20 protein-coding genes and 1 tRNA gene are annotated in these 15,690 nt (G+C 60.7%); 6 read left to right on the top strand and 15 right to left on the bottom strand.

Features of this window, described 5'->3' with window-relative positions; genetic code table 11:
- Window positions 1–44: 44 nt before the first annotated feature.
- The 3 genes from BLU37_RS27770 to BLU37_RS27760 all read right to left on the bottom strand — a co-directional run bounded on the left by BLU37_RS27770 (window position 45) and on the right by BLU37_RS27760 (window position 2,806).
- Window positions 45–1,016 carry a magnesium and cobalt transport protein CorA gene (locus BLU37_RS27770; RefSeq protein ID WP_090210653.1) on the bottom strand — a complete coding sequence of 324 codons (972 nt, stop codon included), beginning with the start codon at window positions 1,014–1,016 and terminating at the stop codon, window positions 45–47.
- A 161-nt stretch (window positions 1,017–1,177) separates the two neighbouring features.
- Complete coding sequence (locus BLU37_RS27765) at window positions 1,178–1,900, bottom strand: lysophospholipid acyltransferase family protein (protein ID WP_090210650.1); 723 nt, start codon at window positions 1,898–1,900, stop codon at window positions 1,178–1,180.
- 216 nt (window positions 1,901–2,116) lie between these two features.
- Window positions 2,117–2,806, bottom strand: a complete 690-nt coding sequence (locus tag BLU37_RS27760) for a crotonase/enoyl-CoA hydratase family protein (protein WP_029533351.1) — start codon at window positions 2,804–2,806, stop codon at window positions 2,117–2,119.
- Between the two features lie 319 nt (window positions 2,807–3,125).
- Here BLU37_RS27760 and BLU37_RS27755 point away from each other — a divergent pair.
- A tRNA-Ser gene (locus BLU37_RS27755) sits at window positions 3,126–3,215 on the top strand.
- Window positions 3,216–3,479: 264 nt separating this feature from the next.
- On the opposite strand, the gene BLU37_RS27750 is transcribed toward BLU37_RS27755, so the two are convergent.
- From BLU37_RS27750 to BLU37_RS27740, 4 genes are all read right to left on the bottom strand, one after another.
- Complete coding sequence (locus BLU37_RS27750; protein ID WP_090210648.1) at window positions 3,480–3,896, bottom strand: type II toxin-antitoxin system YafO family toxin; 417 nt, start codon at window positions 3,894–3,896, stop codon at window positions 3,480–3,482.
- A 5-nt stretch (window positions 3,897–3,901) separates the two neighbouring features.
- On the bottom strand, window positions 3,902–4,048 hold the full coding sequence (locus BLU37_RS29310) for a hypothetical protein (RefSeq protein WP_019360843.1): 147 nt from the start codon (window positions 4,046–4,048) through the stop codon (window positions 3,902–3,904).
- Window positions 4,049–4,391: 343 nt separating this feature from the next.
- Window positions 4,392–5,339 carry an alpha/beta fold hydrolase gene (locus tag BLU37_RS27745; RefSeq protein WP_090210646.1) on the bottom strand — a complete coding sequence of 316 codons (948 nt, stop codon included), beginning with the start codon at window positions 5,337–5,339 and terminating at the stop codon, window positions 4,392–4,394.
- A gap of 96 nt (window positions 5,340–5,435) precedes the next feature.
- Complete coding sequence (locus tag BLU37_RS27740) at window positions 5,436–6,071, bottom strand: LysE family translocator (RefSeq protein ID WP_090210644.1); 636 nt, start codon at window positions 6,069–6,071, stop codon at window positions 5,436–5,438.
- Between the two features lie 119 nt (window positions 6,072–6,190).
- Here BLU37_RS27740 and BLU37_RS27735 point away from each other — a divergent pair, with 119 nt between their 5' ends.
- On the top strand, window positions 6,191–7,108 hold the full coding sequence (locus BLU37_RS27735) for a LysR substrate-binding domain-containing protein (RefSeq protein ID WP_232000434.1): 918 nt from the start codon (window positions 6,191–6,193) through the stop codon (window positions 7,106–7,108).
- Window positions 7,109–7,115: 7 nt separating this feature from the next.
- Here BLU37_RS27735 and BLU37_RS27730 read toward each other — a convergent pair whose 3' ends face one another.
- On the bottom strand, window positions 7,116–7,610 hold the full coding sequence (locus BLU37_RS27730; RefSeq protein ID WP_090210640.1) for a DUF1543 domain-containing protein: 495 nt from the start codon (window positions 7,608–7,610) through the stop codon (window positions 7,116–7,118).
- A gap of 414 nt (window positions 7,611–8,024) precedes the next feature.
- Between BLU37_RS27730 and BLU37_RS27725 the strand changes: the two genes are divergently transcribed.
- On the top strand, window positions 8,025–8,543 hold the full coding sequence (locus tag BLU37_RS27725; RefSeq protein ID WP_010447094.1) for a DUF4142 domain-containing protein: 519 nt from the start codon (window positions 8,025–8,027) through the stop codon (window positions 8,541–8,543).
- On the opposite strand, the gene BLU37_RS27720 is transcribed toward BLU37_RS27725, so the two are convergent.
- Entirely contained in the window at window positions 8,544–8,804 is a 261-nt protein-coding gene (locus BLU37_RS27720) for a hypothetical protein (RefSeq protein ID WP_010447093.1), read from the bottom strand.
- Window positions 8,805–8,989: 185 nt separating this feature from the next.
- On the opposite strand from BLU37_RS27720, the gene BLU37_RS27715 reads away from it, so the two are divergent.
- Window positions 8,990–9,250, top strand: a complete 261-nt coding sequence (locus BLU37_RS27715; RefSeq protein ID WP_090210638.1) for a DUF1652 domain-containing protein — start codon at window positions 8,990–8,992, stop codon at window positions 9,248–9,250.
- A 17-nt stretch (window positions 9,251–9,267) separates the two neighbouring features.
- Here the strand turns inward: BLU37_RS27715 and BLU37_RS27710 are convergent, their stop codons facing one another.
- The 3 genes from BLU37_RS27710 to BLU37_RS27700 form a co-directional block, all read right to left on the bottom strand.
- Entirely contained in the window at window positions 9,268–9,648 is a 381-nt protein-coding gene (locus tag BLU37_RS27710) for a termination factor Rho (protein WP_090210637.1), read from the bottom strand.
- A gap of 62 nt (window positions 9,649–9,710) precedes the next feature.
- Entirely contained in the window at window positions 9,711–10,043 is a 333-nt protein-coding gene (locus BLU37_RS27705; protein ID WP_090210634.1) for a hypothetical protein, read from the bottom strand.
- A 95-nt stretch (window positions 10,044–10,138) separates the two neighbouring features.
- The gene (locus BLU37_RS27700; RefSeq protein ID WP_090210633.1) at window positions 10,139–10,438 is read right to left on the bottom strand and encodes a DUF6388 family protein; all 300 of its coding nucleotides are present in this window, start codon (window positions 10,436–10,438) and stop codon (window positions 10,139–10,141) included.
- Window positions 10,439–10,709: 271 nt separating this feature from the next.
- On the opposite strand from BLU37_RS27700, the gene BLU37_RS27695 reads away from it, so the two are divergent.
- Window positions 10,710–11,414, top strand: a complete 705-nt coding sequence (locus tag BLU37_RS27695; RefSeq protein ID WP_010447083.1) for an HAD-IA family hydrolase — start codon at window positions 10,710–10,712, stop codon at window positions 11,412–11,414.
- A gap of 53 nt (window positions 11,415–11,467) precedes the next feature.
- Here the strand turns inward: BLU37_RS27695 and BLU37_RS27690 are convergent, their stop codons facing one another.
- Window positions 11,468–12,214, bottom strand: a complete 747-nt coding sequence (locus BLU37_RS27690) for a 3-oxoacyl-ACP reductase family protein (RefSeq protein WP_090210631.1) — start codon at window positions 12,212–12,214, stop codon at window positions 11,468–11,470.
- Between the two features lie 138 nt (window positions 12,215–12,352).
- Here BLU37_RS27690 and BLU37_RS27685 point away from each other — a divergent pair, with 138 nt between their 5' ends.
- The gene (locus tag BLU37_RS27685) at window positions 12,353–13,285 is read left to right on the top strand and encodes a LysR family transcriptional regulator (protein WP_029534052.1); all 933 of its coding nucleotides are present in this window, start codon (window positions 12,353–12,355) and stop codon (window positions 13,283–13,285) included.
- Window positions 13,286–13,308: 23 nt separating this feature from the next.
- Here the strand turns inward: BLU37_RS27685 and BLU37_RS27680 are convergent, their stop codons facing one another.
- Window positions 13,309–14,037, bottom strand: coding sequence for an aspartate/glutamate racemase family protein (locus tag BLU37_RS27680; protein WP_010447077.1), 729 nt, complete (start codon window positions 14,035–14,037; stop codon window positions 13,309–13,311).
- A gap of 61 nt (window positions 14,038–14,098) precedes the next feature.
- Window positions 14,099–15,619 carry an NCS1 family nucleobase:cation symporter-1 gene (locus BLU37_RS27675; protein ID WP_090210629.1) on the bottom strand — a complete coding sequence of 507 codons (1,521 nt, stop codon included), beginning with the start codon at window positions 15,617–15,619 and terminating at the stop codon, window positions 14,099–14,101.
- Between the last annotated feature and the right edge of the window lie 71 nt (window positions 15,620–15,690).

The raw sequence follows: 15,690 nt of genomic DNA, 5'->3' as shown, positions 1-15,690 counted from the left end.
CACAGGCTGACAGCTCCCCACGCTGGCAGCCTTCACGAGCGTATCTACAGCCAGCCCGATCTCTTGAAGCTGACCCACAACCCTGTGCAGCCGATCGCAATCGCACTGAGCACGGCGAAGTAGCCGTAATGCCAGCTCAGCTCCGGCATGTTCTGGAAATTCATTCCATAGATGCCCGCGACGGCGGTGGGAAATGCCAGGATCGCCGCCCAGGCGGCGAACTTGCGTTGCACGATGCTCTGCCGAGTCGACTCCAGCAGCGCGCCGACCTCGATGGTCTGGCTGGCGATGTCGCGCAGCGTCGACAAGTCTTCCATTTGCCGGGTCACATGGATCTGCACATCGCGAAAATATGGTCGCATGTTCTTGTCGATGAACGGGAAGTCCAGGCGCGAAACCTCCTCGCTGATCTCCACCATCGGTGCCACATGGCGGCGCAGACGCAGTACGTCGCGGCGCAAGTGATGGATGCGCTGGATATCGCCCTCGTTGAGTGTGCTGCAGAGCACGTTCTTTTCCAGCTCGTCGATCTCGGCATGGATGGCTTCGCTGACCGGTTGGTAGCTCTCGGTCACGAAGTCCAGCAAGGCATAGAGCACAAAATCCTCACCATGCTCCAGCAGCAGCGGACGCGCTTCACAGCGTTGTCGGACATGGGCGTAGGATTTTGAGTGACCATTACGGCAGGTGATGATGTAGCCCTTGCCGGCAAAGATGTGGGTTTCGATGAACTCCAACTTGCCTTCATGGCGGATCGGCGAGTAGGTGACGATGAACAGCGCGTCGCCGAAGGTTTCCAGCTTGGGACGGCTGTGTTTTTCCAGGGCATCCTCAATGGCCAGTTCATGCAGATTGAACTGTTTCTGCAGGTTGGCCAGTTCCTGGGCATTGGGCTCTTCCAGGCCGATCCAGACGAAATGCCCCGGCTTTGCCGCCCAGGCCGCGCCTTCGTCGAGGGTGATGTTGGTGACTTTCTTACCGGCGCTGTAGACCGCTGCGGCAACGACTCTACCCATAATACTGATCGCTTCTTCTTTTAAAGGGAAAAGACAGACAGCAGCTTAGCCTGTCGACGCTTTTCAGAGTCGGCAAAGTAGCGGGAGTTCGTGGGAAAACCGCAACTTTCATGTTGCGGCGCGAAGAGGGTAGGGCGTGCGCGTTGACGGTCTGGAAGAGATCAGGCCGCTTGCAGCTGTCGATCCATCGTGGCGATGCACTCACGCATCTGCTCCCGGCATTGGGCGATCAGCATGGGTATGTCGTCGAGTGTCAGCCCGGCGGTGGGGATCGCCGGCAGCGAGCGAATCAGCACCTCACCGCTGTGCCAGCGATTGAGGCGCATCTGTTTGATGTAGCTGCTGACACACACCGGCACGATGGGGACGCCGGCCGCGATAGCCATCTGGAAGGCCCCTTTCTTGAACGGCAACAGGTCTTCGCCCAGATTGCGCGTGCCTTCGGGGAAGACCCAGATGGAGGTGTCCTTGTGCCGCAAGGTTTCGGTGGTGCTCAGCATCGACTGACGCGCCTTGTGGGCCTTGCCCCGATCGATAAGCACATTGCCCGACAGCCAGAACAACTGACCGAACAGCGGTACCCACTTCAGGCTTTTCTTGCCGATGCACACAGTGCGCCTAGGTACCACATTACCGAACACGAACAGGTCGTAGTTGGACTGGTGGTTGGCGATGACCACGCAGCTTTGCTGCTTCTCCAGTAACGATTCCGCCTCGGCCTGGACCCGTAGACCCAGGATGCGCATGGCCGGCCAGGCATAGAGGCGTGCGCACAACCGGCTGTTGTCCGGATTGAACGGACGGCAGAGTCCGAGCAGTACACCGATCACGCCAGCAACGATAAAGTGCAGCCCCATCAATAACATACGTAACAAAAACAGCATCTAACGGGCTCGCCAGGATAAAAGGTGATGCAGTGTACGGATGTGCACTGTCTTCGGCAATTAGCCGGCCATAGGCGGGAGATAGGCGATGTTTTAGCGCATGTTTCTTAGACGGCTGTGAGGTATGGGGCAGAGCGGTTGTAGGGATGGTGAATGTGTTTGTAGGAAAGAGCCCGGTTCAGGGCTGGGCTCTTTTACGGATAATGGCTTCGAGGATCAGGCCATGTAGTCCTGGTCGAGAATGATCGCGTGATCCAGGGTCTCCAGCAGTTCCTTGCGCACTTTCAGCTTGGTCTTCTTGTGCGCGTTCATGTTGATTTTCTTCAACTGCCGGGCGGCATTCAGCGCCGTTTCCTGCAGGTCCTGCGGGGCGACCAGCTTGTCGAGGAAGCCGGCGTCTACCGCGTCTTGTGGGGAAAACATCTCGCCATTGATCACCGAGCGGTGGAACGCCGAGCGCCGCAGCCGATCACGGGCCAGCTCGATACCGGCGTGGTGCATGGTCATGCCGATCTGTACTTCGTTCAGGCCGATGCTGAAGGGACCGTCGACGCCGATGCGGTAGTCGGCCGACAGCAGTAGGAACGCGCCCTTGGCGACGGCGTGACCGGGGCAGGCAACGATCACCGGGAACGGATGGGACAGCAGGCGGCGGGCGAGGGTGGAGCCGGCGGTCACCAGGCTGACGGCTTCCTTGGGCCCGGCGGTCATCACTTTCAGGTCATAGCCTCCGGACAGGATGCCGGGCTGGCCGGTGATGATCACCACGGCGCGGTCGGTGGTGGCCTGGTCCAGGGCGGTATTGAAGGCGGCAATCACGTCCGGGGAAATGGCGTTGACCTTGCCATTGCTCAAGGTCAGTGTCGCGATACCGTCTTCGAGGTGGTAGGAGATCAATTCACTCATGACGTCATTCCTTATAAAGAAGTGGGACAGACGTTACCCAGCCGCAGGGGGCAGGTAAAGCGCCATGACTGACTGGTGAGTCAGGCATTGCGGCCCGGATGGGCGTGCCAGGTGCAGCCAAGCTCCTCCTAGCCCTGGGTTGAAGAGGGCAAGGTAAGCCGGAGATTGGCAGGTTTGCCCTGATCAACCGGAGCGCCCCTGGCGAAAAACCGGTGGTTTGACTTAAGCGCATGAAAATTCTGAAAAAAACCTTTGCCATTGGAAACGCTTTCGACTAAATTAGCGCGCCTCGACAGACTGAATCGGTTTGACGAGATACGGTGAAGTGTCCGAGTGGCTTAAGGAGCACGCCTGGAAAGTGTGTATACAGGAAACTGTATCGAGAGTTCGAATCTCTCCTTCACCGCCAAATTCTGCAAACACAACCCCCTGATTTTCCTAGAGAAAGTCGGGGTTTTGTGGTTTTTGGCGTCTGAAAAAGGGCGATATGGGAACACGAAGCTGTTTTCATTGGATAGTTAAGGTGGCGCTGGCGATGTGTCAACAGATGGCGTTTATCCCGCACAATCTGGGCGACCCTCGGCGATTGCGCCAGAGATCAAAACCTTCGAGCGGCCAGTTCAGTTCCTGAACATTGAGAATAATTACCTTCTCCGCACCATTTAGTGGTGGCTCATTTGTCCATGTCAGGATAGGTCACAGTTCCAAGTATCCAAGGTTTCACAATCTGGCTATGGATGTTGCGCAAGTACGACCCCCACTCCTTACGACTATGGGCATCCGGGCCAACGATAGTCAGCAGCAGGTATTCGTCGTGGTAGTCGTCGTAGGCGTAGATCAGCCAGAAATCGTTGTCTGGGTCGTTCAGGAGAGTCGTGCGGTGAAACTGGCTGCTTTTTTTAGCCCAACGCTGTTGCGTCTCCTGGTTGTTGGCCAGGTGCACGTGATGCATGTCGCTCAGGTCAAGCCTTTCGTCACGGCCAAAAATGTCGGGTAGGTCTCCGCACACCTTGTAGTTATAGAAGTGTGCGTAGAAATTCTGCCAATTACTGATTTGCTGAAAAAGCGGCGAGACTTTAACCGCTGTCATTCAGCTTACTTGGTGACTGGCAGCTTGCCAGAGACGACGAACGCCTCAAAGGCTTTTTGCCCGTCACGCGCCGCTTGGCGCACGTCAAGGTAGGTCAGCTCGTTGCTGATTACCTTTTTACGCGGCTGTTCGACTTTCTTGGTGGTGGCCATGGATGCCTCCAGAGATTCGGTATTCATGCCCGAATACTAGGCGATTACTCATTTTTGAGCAATCAGTCAAGCCTTGCCGGCCTGCAGCCGTCTCCATTCCCGATCCACTGACCGCTTGCCCTAGGCTTTGTTGGCGTACAGAGGGTCGGCCGAGAGCCAGGCTGTAACGGAGGGTGGCGCTGCCGATGAGCCAACAAAATTCGACAGGGATTAGCCGCGCCCAGGCCCATTCGATAGCGAAAAACCCCTGACATTGCTCAAGAATGTCAGGGGTTTTGTGTTTTTATAGTGGGTAAATACTCGTTCTCAGCCTGCCGTTTCGTCGAAATGCCCCTGAGTTTCCCTACGCGTAATTACGCCCAAGAAAATCGAGCAACGCCGCATTCACTTCCTCGGGTTTTTCGTTCTGGATCCAGTGCCCGCAATCCTTCAGCACCTGTTGCTCCAGGCGTGGCACCACACTGGGCATGCGCTTGATCGTATGCGCTTCCAGAGCGCCCACCGGGTCGCGGTCACCGATCAGGAACAGCGTCGGTTGCTGCACCTGGGCTCCGGCGAGGAATTCGGTGCTCTGCCAGTTGCGTTCAAAGTTGCGGTACCAGTTCAGGGCGCCGTGAAAGCCTTTTCCAGCGAAGGTCTGGCGATAGGCTTCGAAGTCTTCCTCCGTGCACCAGTGTGGGAGTGCCGAGGGCACGTCCACGCCGTCAAACAGCTTGGCATCGACTGGCTTGCTCTGCAGGAACACCTCGGCGTCGCCCATGAAGGCCCGCAGGGTGCGGTCGATATCCGCATCCAGTTCCTGCTCGGCGACACCCGGTTGCTGAAAGTAAAGGATGTAGTTGAAACGGTCGGCGAAAACCTCGCGCATGCCTTCGATGGCCGGGCGTTTGGCGCGGCCGGCGAAGGGGACCGACAGTGTCACCAGCGCCTGGACCCGCTGCGGTTCGAGTAGGGCCAGGTGCCAGGCTACCGGGGCGCCCCAGTCGTGGCCGATCATCGCGACCTGTTCATGGCCGAATGCCTGCATGGCCGCCTGGATATCGCCACAGAGAGTCAGCAATGCGTAGGCGGCACTCTCCGGCGGCGCGCTGCTGCGGCCATAGCCGCGCATTTCCGGGATGAAGACCCGATAACCGGCCTGGATCAGCGCGGGTACCTGGTTGCGCCAGGAATGCCAGCATTCCGGGAAGCCATGCAGCAGCCAGACCGGTCGACCGTCGTGTGGTCCTGCAACGTGCACACTCAACGTGATGCCGTTGACGGACAAGCTGTGCGGTTCGAGTACGGTCATCCCATGGGCCCCCTGATCGGATGTCTCGACCCTAGCAGAAACCTGAAGCAGCGCTAAGCACCATTCAGAGGTCGAATGATGATTGAAATACGTCTTTCAATGCAGCGCTACCAGCATCGAACGTGCCGCATAGCCGCCGCCGAAGATTGCCACCAACAGCAGCATCACGCTGGAGGCGAATGTCACCTTGGCCTTGTGCCGAGCGGAGAACATGCGGTTGGCCAAGTGGATGTAGAGACCCAGGATGGTGAAGTCGACCACCGCCCAGAGCACGGTCAGCAGCACGGCGCTGTGGCCGAACGAAGGCGTGATCTGGATGAACTGGGGGAAGAAGGACACGAAAAAGATAATGTCCTTGGGGTTGGAAATACCCACCAGGAAACCTTTCACGAAACCGCTGTGGGCACTGGGCAGCGGTTGTTGCACGGTGTCGTCGACCGGCGTACGCAGGGCGTCCTTGAGTCCCTGTACGCCGAGATGACCGATGAACAGGCAGCCGATGAAGCTCATCAGGTTCAGCAGGTGTTCGTTGAGCGACAGGCTGCCGGCCAGAATCATTATCGCCAGAAGTGCCAGTACCAGCGAAGCCCCGTTGGTGCCCAGCACCGTGAGAACGGCACGGCCGGTGCCGGCCTTCAGGCTGGTGTTGACTGCCAGGGCGACCACCGGGCCTGGCGTGACGATCAGCAGTGCAACGCTGAACAGGTAGAGCAGCATCAGCGAAAAGTTCATGGCAGCCAGGTCACCAGTATCCGGGGAATTGTGAGAGCCAAGACTGAAGCGAGGCGCAAGGTTTGAAAAATGGATAAATATGTGACCAACTATGATTATTAATCATGATGGGTTCTTTCATGTCAGAACGTATCCCTCCGCTTTACGCCCTTCGAGCGTTCGAGGTAGCGGCTCGGTCCTGCTCGTTTACCCGGGCGGCTGAGGAGTTGTCGCTGACCCAGAGCGCCATCAGTCGCCATATCCGTAACCTGGAGGAGTTGTTCGGCTGTCATCTGTTCGAGAGAAAAGGCCCGAAACTGCAACTGACCGACGCCGGACAAGGCCTGGCCCAGGAACTCAAGGCCGGTTTCAAACTGATCGAGGACGCCTGCCTGCCGTTTCGGGCCAATGCCGGTCACCTGCGTCTGAAGGCGCCATCGAGCCTGACCATGCGCTGGCTGTTGCAGGTGCTGGAGAAACTCAATGCTGCGGATCCGGGGCTGGCGGTACAGCTGTCCAGCGTGTGGATGGATATCGACAGCGTGGACTTCTACGCCGAGCCCTACGACTGCGCGATCCTGCTCGGGGACGGGCACTTCGGTGCACAGACCGAATGCTGCAAGTTGTTCGATGAGTGGCTGATCCCGATCTGTTCGAGCAAGGCGCTGGGCGCTGAAGCGTGGAGCCTGGAGACGCTGGAGCACCATGAGTTGATTCACCCGTCCTCGGATCGCCGGGACTGGCGGCGCTGGTTACGCCGCCTCGATCTCGACGAGCGAGTCCGGCTCGACCGCGGCAAGGTGTTCGGCACCCTCGACCAGGGTATTTCCGCAGCGATGCGCGGCCACGGCGTATCGATCGCCGACCTCGGGCTGGTGCTGGAGGACGTGCGCGACGGCCTGCTGGCCCTGCCGTTCAAGACCGCCGTCGGTACCGGCGACAGCTATTACCTGGTCTGGCTCAAAGGCAGTCTGCGCAAGGAGCGGATCCTGGCCTTCCGCGATTTTCTCAACAGCCAGTTGCCGCAACTCATGCTGCCGGGGATTGAGTTCTGCTGAGTCTGAATCAGGACAGAACGATGTAGTCGTTACGCTGCTCGATGCCCTGGTGAGGCGCTTCCAGCAGCTCGACATAACGGCCGTCGACCTGGTCGATCGGCAGGCAGTCATCGATATCGAGCAGGGCATCGGTATGGGGTTTTTCCCACCTCCGGAGCATCTGCCGCTTGCCTTTGATTTTGGCCTGTTCCCTGTTTTCGGCGACCACCAGCAGATACCGGTGGGCCTCGCCATAGACGCCGGCCTCGTAGCCCCCGAGGTTGATGAAGAACAGCCGGGGGGAGTCGGGCGCCGGGGCCAGGTTACTGAAACCGACTTTCCAGCGCTCGACGCCATCGACCCGCATCCAGGCATCGATATGCAGCCCCGCCGGACTGCCGAACCAGTCCTGGCGCAACTGTGGATAACTCGCCTCCAGGCTGTCGGCCCGGACGAAGGCCACATCATGCACTTCTATTTTTGCCCGGGGATGTTTTCCACCGAGCATCACCACCCACAACATTGCTGTTCCTTTCTTCGAGAGAGCGGCGTGGGCCGCATCGTGGTTTCTGTGTGCCGTTCATTATGTCGCGGTTGAGCGCAGAGAGTGGCCTCGCTGAAAAGTGCTGCAGCCGTGGGATTCACCCTGGGTGCAAGGACGCTGCGCTGCCTGGGCCAATTCCGGTCAGTCACGTTCGGGAACGTTGTTGCAATGACCTGGAGCAAGACGCCGCGAAGATGAAAATTCTTTCACTGTGAGGCGCATACGGCGCCTATATAGTGCAATCGCTCGTTCAAAAGCTTCCCTTGCCCGCCCTCCCGCGGGCTTTTTTTTTGCCTGCCGTTCGTCGCTCCCGTAGGTTTTTTCTAAACCTTTGCCGTCCGATGCATTCCCAATTCGGTATCGAGCACGGATTTTTCCAACAGGAGGACAGCCATGAGCCGCAAGGCCCCACGACTACGCCCGATGTTTTTCAGCCTGATCCTGGGTGTGAGCCTGGTCAGCCAGGTACAGGCGCAAACCCCGGCCGAGTTTATCGACAGCGCTTCGGCGGCCGGGATCGCCGAGATTGAAACCAGCCGTCTGGCGATCCAGAAAACTTCCTCTACGGATATCAACAGTTATGCCGTGGAAATGATCAAGGACCATACCGACGCCAATCGTGACCTCAAGGCCCTCGCCAGCAAGCACAACCTGCCGATGGCCTCCGAGGAGCAGATCATGGACCGCGCCCGCAAGCTGATGTTGCAGGTGCAGGAAGGGGAGTCCTTCGATGTCGCCTACGTGGCCAACCAGATCAAGGCCCACGAGCAGGCCATCGAACTGTTCGAGAGTGAGGCCGGCCAGTCACAGTCGCCCGAGTTGAAGGCATTCGCCGAACAGACCCTGCCCAAATTGCGCATGCATCTGGACATGGCCAGGAAATTGGAGATGAGTCATCACAAGGGCAGTTGATCACAGCGACTGCAATCGACTGGTTTTGCTGCCCTGGCGTGACAGCACCATTTCCTCGAGTATCTCCCGCGCCAGCCGGGACAGGGCTTCACGTCCCTTGTAGTCGGCCCGGACGATGCCGGTCACGGCGAAGTGATCGGCATTCGGGCCGCTGAGAATCGCCGAAAGTGTGCCATCAGGATGCAGCGTGCACTGCACTGTGTAGCTGGGCAAACGGGAGGCCAGTTCAGTCTCGATTTCCGACTTGCTCAGTGTGTCCATTCCAAAAGCTCCATTTCCAGGGCCATCCACTCGAAAGAATCTCGAAAGAATAGAGCGCAACGGTTGTGCCGTCGTCCACGAATGTTAGTTGAACCATTGAGCTTGAGCCTTGGCGATGGGCTGCTAGGCTCACAAACGGGCAATGATTGCCCGTTTCTCTTGTCACTCCAAAAGGATGTACCGACGTGATTTCCATTCTTGAACTGCGCAATATCATCGAGCTCGGGTTTCTGCCCCTGCGCTGCCAATGCACGGTGGGCCCTGATTCATCGCTGACGGTAAAGGTTTTCGACGAGCAGACCGGCCGGGTCGACCTGCTGGTGACCGGTATCTCCAGTAATACCCTGACCAGTGCCAGGGCGATTGCCAACCTGCTGGCCGAGTTGCGCGCGGAGTTACAGGCGAATCAGGTTGCCTCTGCGCGCGGTGCGCGAGTGACCGGCTAGATCACTCGCTGTCTGGATCAGGCCGCGTGGCGCAGGGCCTCGATCAATTCCTGCTTGCGCATCCTGTAGCGCCCGACGATGTGCTGGGCGCGAGCCTCCTGCAACAGGCTGGCCTTGCTCTGGGTCTGCAACGAATCCTGGCTGTTGCGTGGGTAACCCTTGCGACTGGCTGCTGCGCGTTTCGAGGAATCGGAACGTGTCCTGGCCTTGGCCGCTTCGGGTTTGTTGCGTCCGGAGCCGCCGGCGCGCTCGCCACCGCCCGACTGCTTGTTGACGGTGGCCCAGGCGCGGGCCTCGGCTTCTTCAGGAGGCAGGCCTTTAGCTTCGTAGCTGGATTCGATATGAGCCGCCTGGCGCTTTTGCGCGGCGGTGTATTTGGCTTTGCTGGCGCGTGGCATGGATAGACTCCTTCGTCGATGGCAGGAAGGGCGCCCCGTGTCGCGAGGCGCCATCGTCGGATCTACGGCTTGGCGGAGCCTTCCGGCTCCAACCCATTGTTGCCGGAACCGGGTGCTTTACCCTCGCCGATGGGGCCGTTGCCATCGGTATTCATGCCGCCCTGACGCCCGGTGTCGTTGCCCTGGGTGCGCGGGTCGACACCGGTGCCGGGAGGCAGGGCGCCATTTTTGATCACGCTGTCGTTGTCGGGATTGATGCCGCCCGGCAGTTGTGGCGGCTTGGGTTCCTGCACCGGGTTGGTCGGCCCGGTGGAGGGTTGCGCGGCGAAGCCCGTCAGGGATATCGATGACAGCAGGCCTGCCAGCAGCAGTGTCGCAAGTCTTGAGGCAATCATGGTGAGTCTCCTTGTTCGAGAGTCCTTACCTGATCTTGGGCCTTGCGTGCCGGGGATTGGTGCCGGCGAATCGACGAATGGCGGGCGGGAAGGGCTCAGTCTTCGGCAATATCGTTGAACGAGCAGTACTCGTCCCAATCCATACCCAGCGCTTCGGCCACTTCACGGTGCACTTCCAGGCGCATGGCCTGCAGTTCCTGCGGGCTTTCGGCGATCAGTTGCAGGGTCAGTTCCCAGGGTTCGATGCCCTGGTTTTCGGCTTCGTCGTCGAAGGCCCATTGAAATTGCTGTTGCTGCTCGGTCGGGCTCAGACCCTGGGTTTCCTCGCGCAGGTGTGGATTGGCGTCGAGGAACTTGGCGAGGGCGACCTCACTGCGGGATTCTTTGGGGATCATGCTGGCGTCTCTGTGTGATGCGATGGCGTGGTAGGGGGCCACGGGCCTGGAAAATTGCCGACATGATAGTGCGTCGGATCGAAAATGACTGCTCAAATCTGGCGTGGGGTGAGCGCGCGGGAGGGTCGGGGCGCAACCGGGCTTTTTCCGCGAGTGGACATCAAGACGTCATTCAATGATGGAAACAATCTCGCAGCTCTGCGAGGCTTGCAGTTCCCTGGCCGCACCTGAGCCGCCCTGTGTTCCACTTCCTGTATACGGATCGGATGCGATGACTGCTGCAGACTTTTCTTCCCCGGGCCCGATCAAGGCCGTGATTTTCGATATGGATGGTTTGCTGCTCGATACCGAGGGTATCTACTCGGAGGTCACGCAGATCATCGTCGGCCGTTATGGCCGCCGTTTCGACTGGAGTCACAAACAGAACATCATCGGTCGCGGCGCGGGCGACCTGGCGCGCTATGTGGTGGAGGCGATGGATCTGCCGATCAGCCCCGAGGAATTTCTCGCGGTGCGCGAGCCGCTGATGCGCGAGCGTTTTCCCAAGGCCGGCTCGATGGCCGGTGCCGAGGCGCTAGTCCGGCATCTGTCGGCGCACAACATTCCGATTGCGGTAGGGACCAGTTCATCGCGGGGCTCGTTCGAACTCAAGACCACCCTGCACCGGGAGTGGTTTGCGCTGTTTGACACGATTGTCACCGCCGATGACCCGCAGGTCGGCCAGGCCAAGCCGGCTCCGGATATTTTCCTGCTGGCGGCCAGCCGTCTCGGTGTGGCGGCCGAGGATTGCCTGGTGTTCGAGGATTCGCCGTTCGGTGTGACGGCGGCGAAGGCGGCCGGCATGTATGCGGTCGCGGTACCCGATCCGGCGATGGCGGTGGAGAAGTATCACCATGCGGATCGGGTGGTGGCGTCGCTCAAGCATTTCGCCCTGGAGCCGGTGGGGTTGCCGGCGATCGATTGGGCAAGTGACTGACGCCGAACCGCCCGTGGCGGATGCCTGCGGGCGGTTCGACAACTTCCCTGCTATCAGGCGCTGAAGCCGCCGTCGATGGTCAGGCTGGCCCCGGTGATGTAACCCGCTTGCGGCCCTGCCAGGTAGGCCACGAAACTGGCGATTTCATCGACGTTGCCATAACGCCCGCTGGCCATCAGCCCCAGCAGGCTGTCGGCGAAGTCACTGCTGGCCGGGTTCATGTCGGTGTCCACCGGCCCCGGCTGCACGTTGTTGACGGTGATACCGCGTGGTCCGAGGTCGCGGGCCAGGCCCTTGGTCAGCCCGACCAGCGCCGATTTGCTCATCGCATAGGCGGCACCGCCGGCAAAGGGCATGCGGTCGGCATTGGTGCTGCCGATGCTGATGACCCGTCCACCTTCACCCATGTACCGGGCGGCTTCCTGGGTGGCGACGAAGACGCTGCGCACGTTGACAGCCAGGGTCCGGTCGAAGTCTTCGAGGCTGAACGATTCGAGTGGCCCCATCGCCAGTACACCGGCATTGTTGACCAGGATATCCAGCCGGCCGAAGGTTTCGACTGTGCTCTTGACCGCCTGGCGCACCGCCGTGGCGTCGGCGCTGTCGGCCTGGATCGCCAGCGCCTTGCCGCCGCTGGCGATGACGCCATCGCGCAATTGCTCGGCCTTGGCCGCAGAACTCACGTAGGTGAAGGCCACCGCAGCGCCCTGGGCTGCCAGGCGTTTGACAATGGCCGCGCCGATACCCCGGGAACCACCCTGAACCAGGGCCACTTTACCGCTCAGATCATGTTCGCTCATTTTCATGCTCCATCGTTCAAGGCCGGAAAGGGAAGGGGTAGGGCCTTGTCGTTGGAGGCCAGTATCGACCGTGAATGGATGACCCGGTAGACGGACATTGCTACAGTCTGTGTAAACCAGAAGTTTATAATGGTGATCATGGAAAGCCTCGGTAGTATCGAATGTTTTGTCCGCAGCGCTGAAGTCGGCAGCTTTGCCGAAGCGGCGCGGCGCCTCGGGCTGACACCTGCTGCGGTCGGCAAGAGTGTCGCCAAACTGGAGGCACGTCTGGGTGTGCGGCTGTTTCAGCGCAGTACCCGTCGGCTGACCCTGACCGAAGCCGGGCAATTGTTCCTGGCCGAGGTCGGCGGCAGCCTGCACAGCATCCAGAATGCGATGGCCAATCTGGCCAGCGCCAAGGGGCGCCCTGCCGGAACGCTCAAGGTCAGCATGGGCACGGTGTTCGGGCGCTTGTACATCGTGCCGTTGCTCGGGGAGTTCCTGCGGCGATTCCCGGATATTCGCCCGGACTGGCATTTCGATAACCGCCAGGTCGACCTGATCGGCCAGGGCTTCGATGCAGCGATTGGCGGTGGCTTCGACTTGCCCCTGGGGGTGGTGGCGCGCAAGCTGACGGTGGCCCATCGGGTGCTGGTCGCTTCTGCGGCATATCTGGAGGGGCAGGCCCCTGTTCGGGAGCCGGACGATCTGCGCCGTTGTACTGGCATCCTGATTCGCTCGCCTCAGACCGGGCGTGTGCGCTCCTGGCAACTGACGGGGCGGGACGGCGAGCAGCAACCGTTGAACCTGCCCTCGTGCATGACCCTGAGCGATTCGGACGCGGCCTGCGCGGTGGCGGCCCAAGGTCTCGGTGTTGCCCTGGTGAGCATGCCATTCGCCGTGCCCTGGCTGCGGGCCGGGAGCTTGCAACGGGTGTTGCCCGACTGGCATGTGGACGATGGGCATATCTCGATCTACTACGCCGACCACAAGCTGCTGCCTGGCAAGACCCGCGCCTTTGTCGACTTCATCATCGAGCAGTTTGCCGAGCAGCAACTGGCGGTGCACTTTGACGCCCGCCCGTCATCCTGAGGGAACTGCCTCGTCCTGGTCCTTCAGCGGCGCAGATGCCCCGGCCAGCCAATGATCTGCTTCGGCCGGGGTTTGGCGTAGGTTCGCACCTTGGAGGTCGACAGGCCCAGGCGCACCAGCGATTCGGCGATGGTCACAGCCGCGGTCACGCCATCCACCACCGGGACGCCGGTGCGCTGGCGGATCTGTTCGTCGAGACCGGCCATGCCGCCGCAGCCCAGGCAGATGACTTCGGCCTTGTCGTCCTGCACGGCTCGCTCGGCCTGCCGGACGATGGCGTCCACTGCCCGTTGCGGGTCTTCCTCAAGTTCCAGCACCGCCAGGCCACTGGCGCGCACCGACGCGCAGCGCTGATAGAGCCCGGCCAGCTTCAACCGGTCCTCGATCAGTGGCACGGTGCGGTCGAGGGTAGTGACCACCGAATAGGCATGGCCGAGAAACATCGCCGTGCTGGCGCCGGCCTCGGTGATGTCCACCACCGGCACGTCGAGCAGTTCCTGCAGGCCTTCGCGACCATGTTCGCCGTAGCCGGCCTGGATCACTGCGTCATAGGGCTGGTCGTAGGCCAGCACCCGGTCCATCACCGCGATGGCGGCCAGGTAGCTTTCGAAGTTGCCCTCTACCGAGTCGGCGCCGAAGTACGGCGTCAGGCCGACGATTTCGGTACCCGGCGCCGCGACGGCCTGAGCCTGGCGGGCAATGGCCTCGGTGATCGAGGCGGTGGTGTTGACGTTGACGATCAGAATCCGCATGGAGCAATCCTTGTTCGGCTGTGATGGCGGCCCGCGTCAGGCAGGCCGGCCTGTTTCGTGTTCAGTGGCTGGGGTTGTCGACGGCGATGGCGGCGCCACTGATGTCGGCGTAGATCGTTTCGCGCTTGGCGATCACCCCGTAGATCAGGCCGGCGATGCCAGCGCCGAACATCCAGGAGAACGGCGCGACGCTGGCGAAGCCCGGTACCAGGGCCAGCACGATGGCGATCAGTGCCGCCGGAATGAATGCCGCCAGCGCCCGCAGGTTGATGCCACCGCTGTAGTAGTAGGGGCCGCTCGGGTCTTCGCTGTAGAGCGCCGGGACGTCGATGCGACCTTTGCGCAGCAGCCAGTAGTCGACCATGATCACGCCATACAGCGGGCCAAGCAGGGCACCGAGCCCGGAGAGGAAATAGACGATGACCAGCGGGCTGTTGTAGAGGTTCCACGGCAGGATCAGCACGGCGATCGCGGCGCTGATCAGCCCGGCGCGACGGAACGTCAGCAAACGTGGCGCCAGGTTGCTGAGGACGAAGGCCGGGGCCACGAAGTTGGCCATGATGTTCACCGCCACGGTGACGATCAGGAACGCCAGGCAACCGAGCACCAGGAAAAAGGTGTTGGGAATCGTGGCGATGATGTCGGTCGGGCTCTGGATCACCTGGCCGTTGATCTGGAACTGGGCGCCGCAGAGCAGCACGGTGATGCTGGCGAACATCAGGATATTCACCGGCAGGCCCCAGAAATTGCCGACCAGAATGGTCCGGCGGCTTGGCGCGGACCGGGCGAAATCGCAGAAGTTGAGGATCAGCGTGCCGTAGATCGACAGCCACAGCGCCGCACCGGCAAAGATGTTGCGCCACATCTCGCCACCGCTCAGCGGCTCGCGGATCGACCAGGCAATGGTGGCGCCTGCTTGTGTGTACATCCAGCCGGCGAGGGTGGCCACAGTGAGCAGGATCACCGGTCCGGCGAAACCTTCGTAGCGGCGTACCGTCTCCATGCCGTAGGCGAGGATCACCAGTTGCACGAACCAGATGATCACGAAGCAGACCCAGCCGAGTGTCGACAGGCCGAGGACCGAATCATGATCGTACTCGGCGAAGCCTGGGTGGATGGCGGTCAGCAGCACTCGGAAGACCACGGAGGCCAGGTAGGTCTGGATGCCGAACCAGGCAATCGCGATCACTGCCCTGATCAGCGCCGGTAGTTGTGCGCCATGGATGCCGAAGCTGATCCGGCTCATGACCGGGAAGGGCACGCCGGTCTTCTGGCCCATGAAGCCGGAGAGGTTCATGAAGAAGTACACCAGTGCCGCGCCGATACCCAGCGACAGGAGGATCTGCCAACCGCCCAGGCCCAGCGCATAGAGGCCGATGGCAAAGGAGTAGTTGGCGATGTTGTGTACGTCATTGGTCCACAGGGCGAAGATGCTGTAGCCGCCCCAGCGCCGACCCTGGACCTTGGTGGGCGCCAGGTCCGGGTTGTGCAGGCGCGGGCTGAGGCTGCTGCTCGACTGGGTCGGGTCGAACGATGAGACAGGGACATCCAGTGCGACAGGTGACGAGAGACTGGTAGGCATTCCGGCTGGCTCCTGGCCCCGGGCTGAGCCCCCTCGGAGTAACGGGGCAGCGCTCGGTCAGCTTTTTGTAT

The sequence above is a fragment of the Pseudomonas asplenii genome (assembly GCF_900105475.1).
Classification (GTDB): domain Bacteria; phylum Pseudomonadota; class Gammaproteobacteria; order Pseudomonadales; family Pseudomonadaceae; genus Aquipseudomonas; species Aquipseudomonas asplenii.
This window is presented reverse-complemented; position numbering and strand designations above follow the sequence as displayed.

Bases quoted from the DNA above. Each gene is read 5' to 3' on its own strand.
- BLU37_RS27770 (WP_090210653.1), bottom strand. From the start codon at position 1,016: ATGGGTAGAGTCGTTGCCGCAGCGGTCTACAGCGCCGGTAAGAAAGTC.
- BLU37_RS27765 (WP_090210650.1), bottom strand. From the start codon at position 1,900: ATGCTGTTTTTGTTACGTATGTTATTGATGGGGCTGCACTTTATCGTT.
- BLU37_RS27760 (WP_029533351.1), bottom strand. From the start codon at position 2,806: ATGAGTGAATTGATCTCCTACCACCTCGAAGACGGTATCGCGACACTG.
- BLU37_RS27750 (WP_090210648.1), bottom strand. From the start codon at position 3,896: ATGACAGCGGTTAAAGTCTCGCCGCTTTTTCAGCAAATCAGTAATTGG.
- BLU37_RS29310 (WP_019360843.1), bottom strand. From the start codon at position 4,048: ATGGCCACCACCAAGAAAGTCGAACAGCCGCGTAAAAAGGTAATCAGC.
- BLU37_RS27745 (WP_090210646.1), bottom strand. From the start codon at position 5,339: ATGACCGTACTCGAACCGCACAGCTTGTCCGTCAACGGCATCACGTTG.
- BLU37_RS27740 (WP_090210644.1), bottom strand. From the start codon at position 6,071: ATGAACTTTTCGCTGATGCTGCTCTACCTGTTCAGCGTTGCACTGCTG.
- BLU37_RS27735 (WP_232000434.1), top strand. From the start codon at position 6,191: ATGTCAGAACGTATCCCTCCGCTTTACGCCCTTCGAGCGTTCGAGGTA.
- BLU37_RS27730 (WP_090210640.1), bottom strand. From the start codon at position 7,610: ATGTTGTGGGTGGTGATGCTCGGTGGAAAACATCCCCGGGCAAAAATA.
- BLU37_RS27725 (WP_010447094.1), top strand. From the start codon at position 8,025: ATGAGCCGCAAGGCCCCACGACTACGCCCGATGTTTTTCAGCCTGATC.
- BLU37_RS27720 (WP_010447093.1), bottom strand. From the start codon at position 8,804: ATGGACACACTGAGCAAGTCGGAAATCGAGACTGAACTGGCCTCCCGT.
- BLU37_RS27710 (WP_090210637.1), bottom strand. From the start codon at position 9,648: ATGCCACGCGCCAGCAAAGCCAAATACACCGCCGCGCAAAAGCGCCAG.
- BLU37_RS27705 (WP_090210634.1), bottom strand. From the start codon at position 10,043: ATGATTGCCTCAAGACTTGCGACACTGCTGCTGGCAGGCCTGCTGTCA.
- BLU37_RS27700 (WP_090210633.1), bottom strand. From the start codon at position 10,438: ATGATCCCCAAAGAATCCCGCAGTGAGGTCGCCCTCGCCAAGTTCCTC.
- BLU37_RS27695 (WP_010447083.1), top strand. From the start codon at position 10,710: ATGACTGCTGCAGACTTTTCTTCCCCGGGCCCGATCAAGGCCGTGATT.
- BLU37_RS27690 (WP_090210631.1), bottom strand. From the start codon at position 12,214: ATGAGCGAACATGATCTGAGCGGTAAAGTGGCCCTGGTTCAGGGTGGT.
- BLU37_RS27685 (WP_029534052.1), top strand. From the start codon at position 12,353: ATGGAAAGCCTCGGTAGTATCGAATGTTTTGTCCGCAGCGCTGAAGTC.
- BLU37_RS27680 (WP_010447077.1), bottom strand. From the start codon at position 14,037: ATGCGGATTCTGATCGTCAACGTCAACACCACCGCCTCGATCACCGAG.
- BLU37_RS27675 (WP_090210629.1), bottom strand. From the start codon at position 15,619: ATGCCTACCAGTCTCTCGTCACCTGTCGCACTGGATGTCCCTGTCTCA.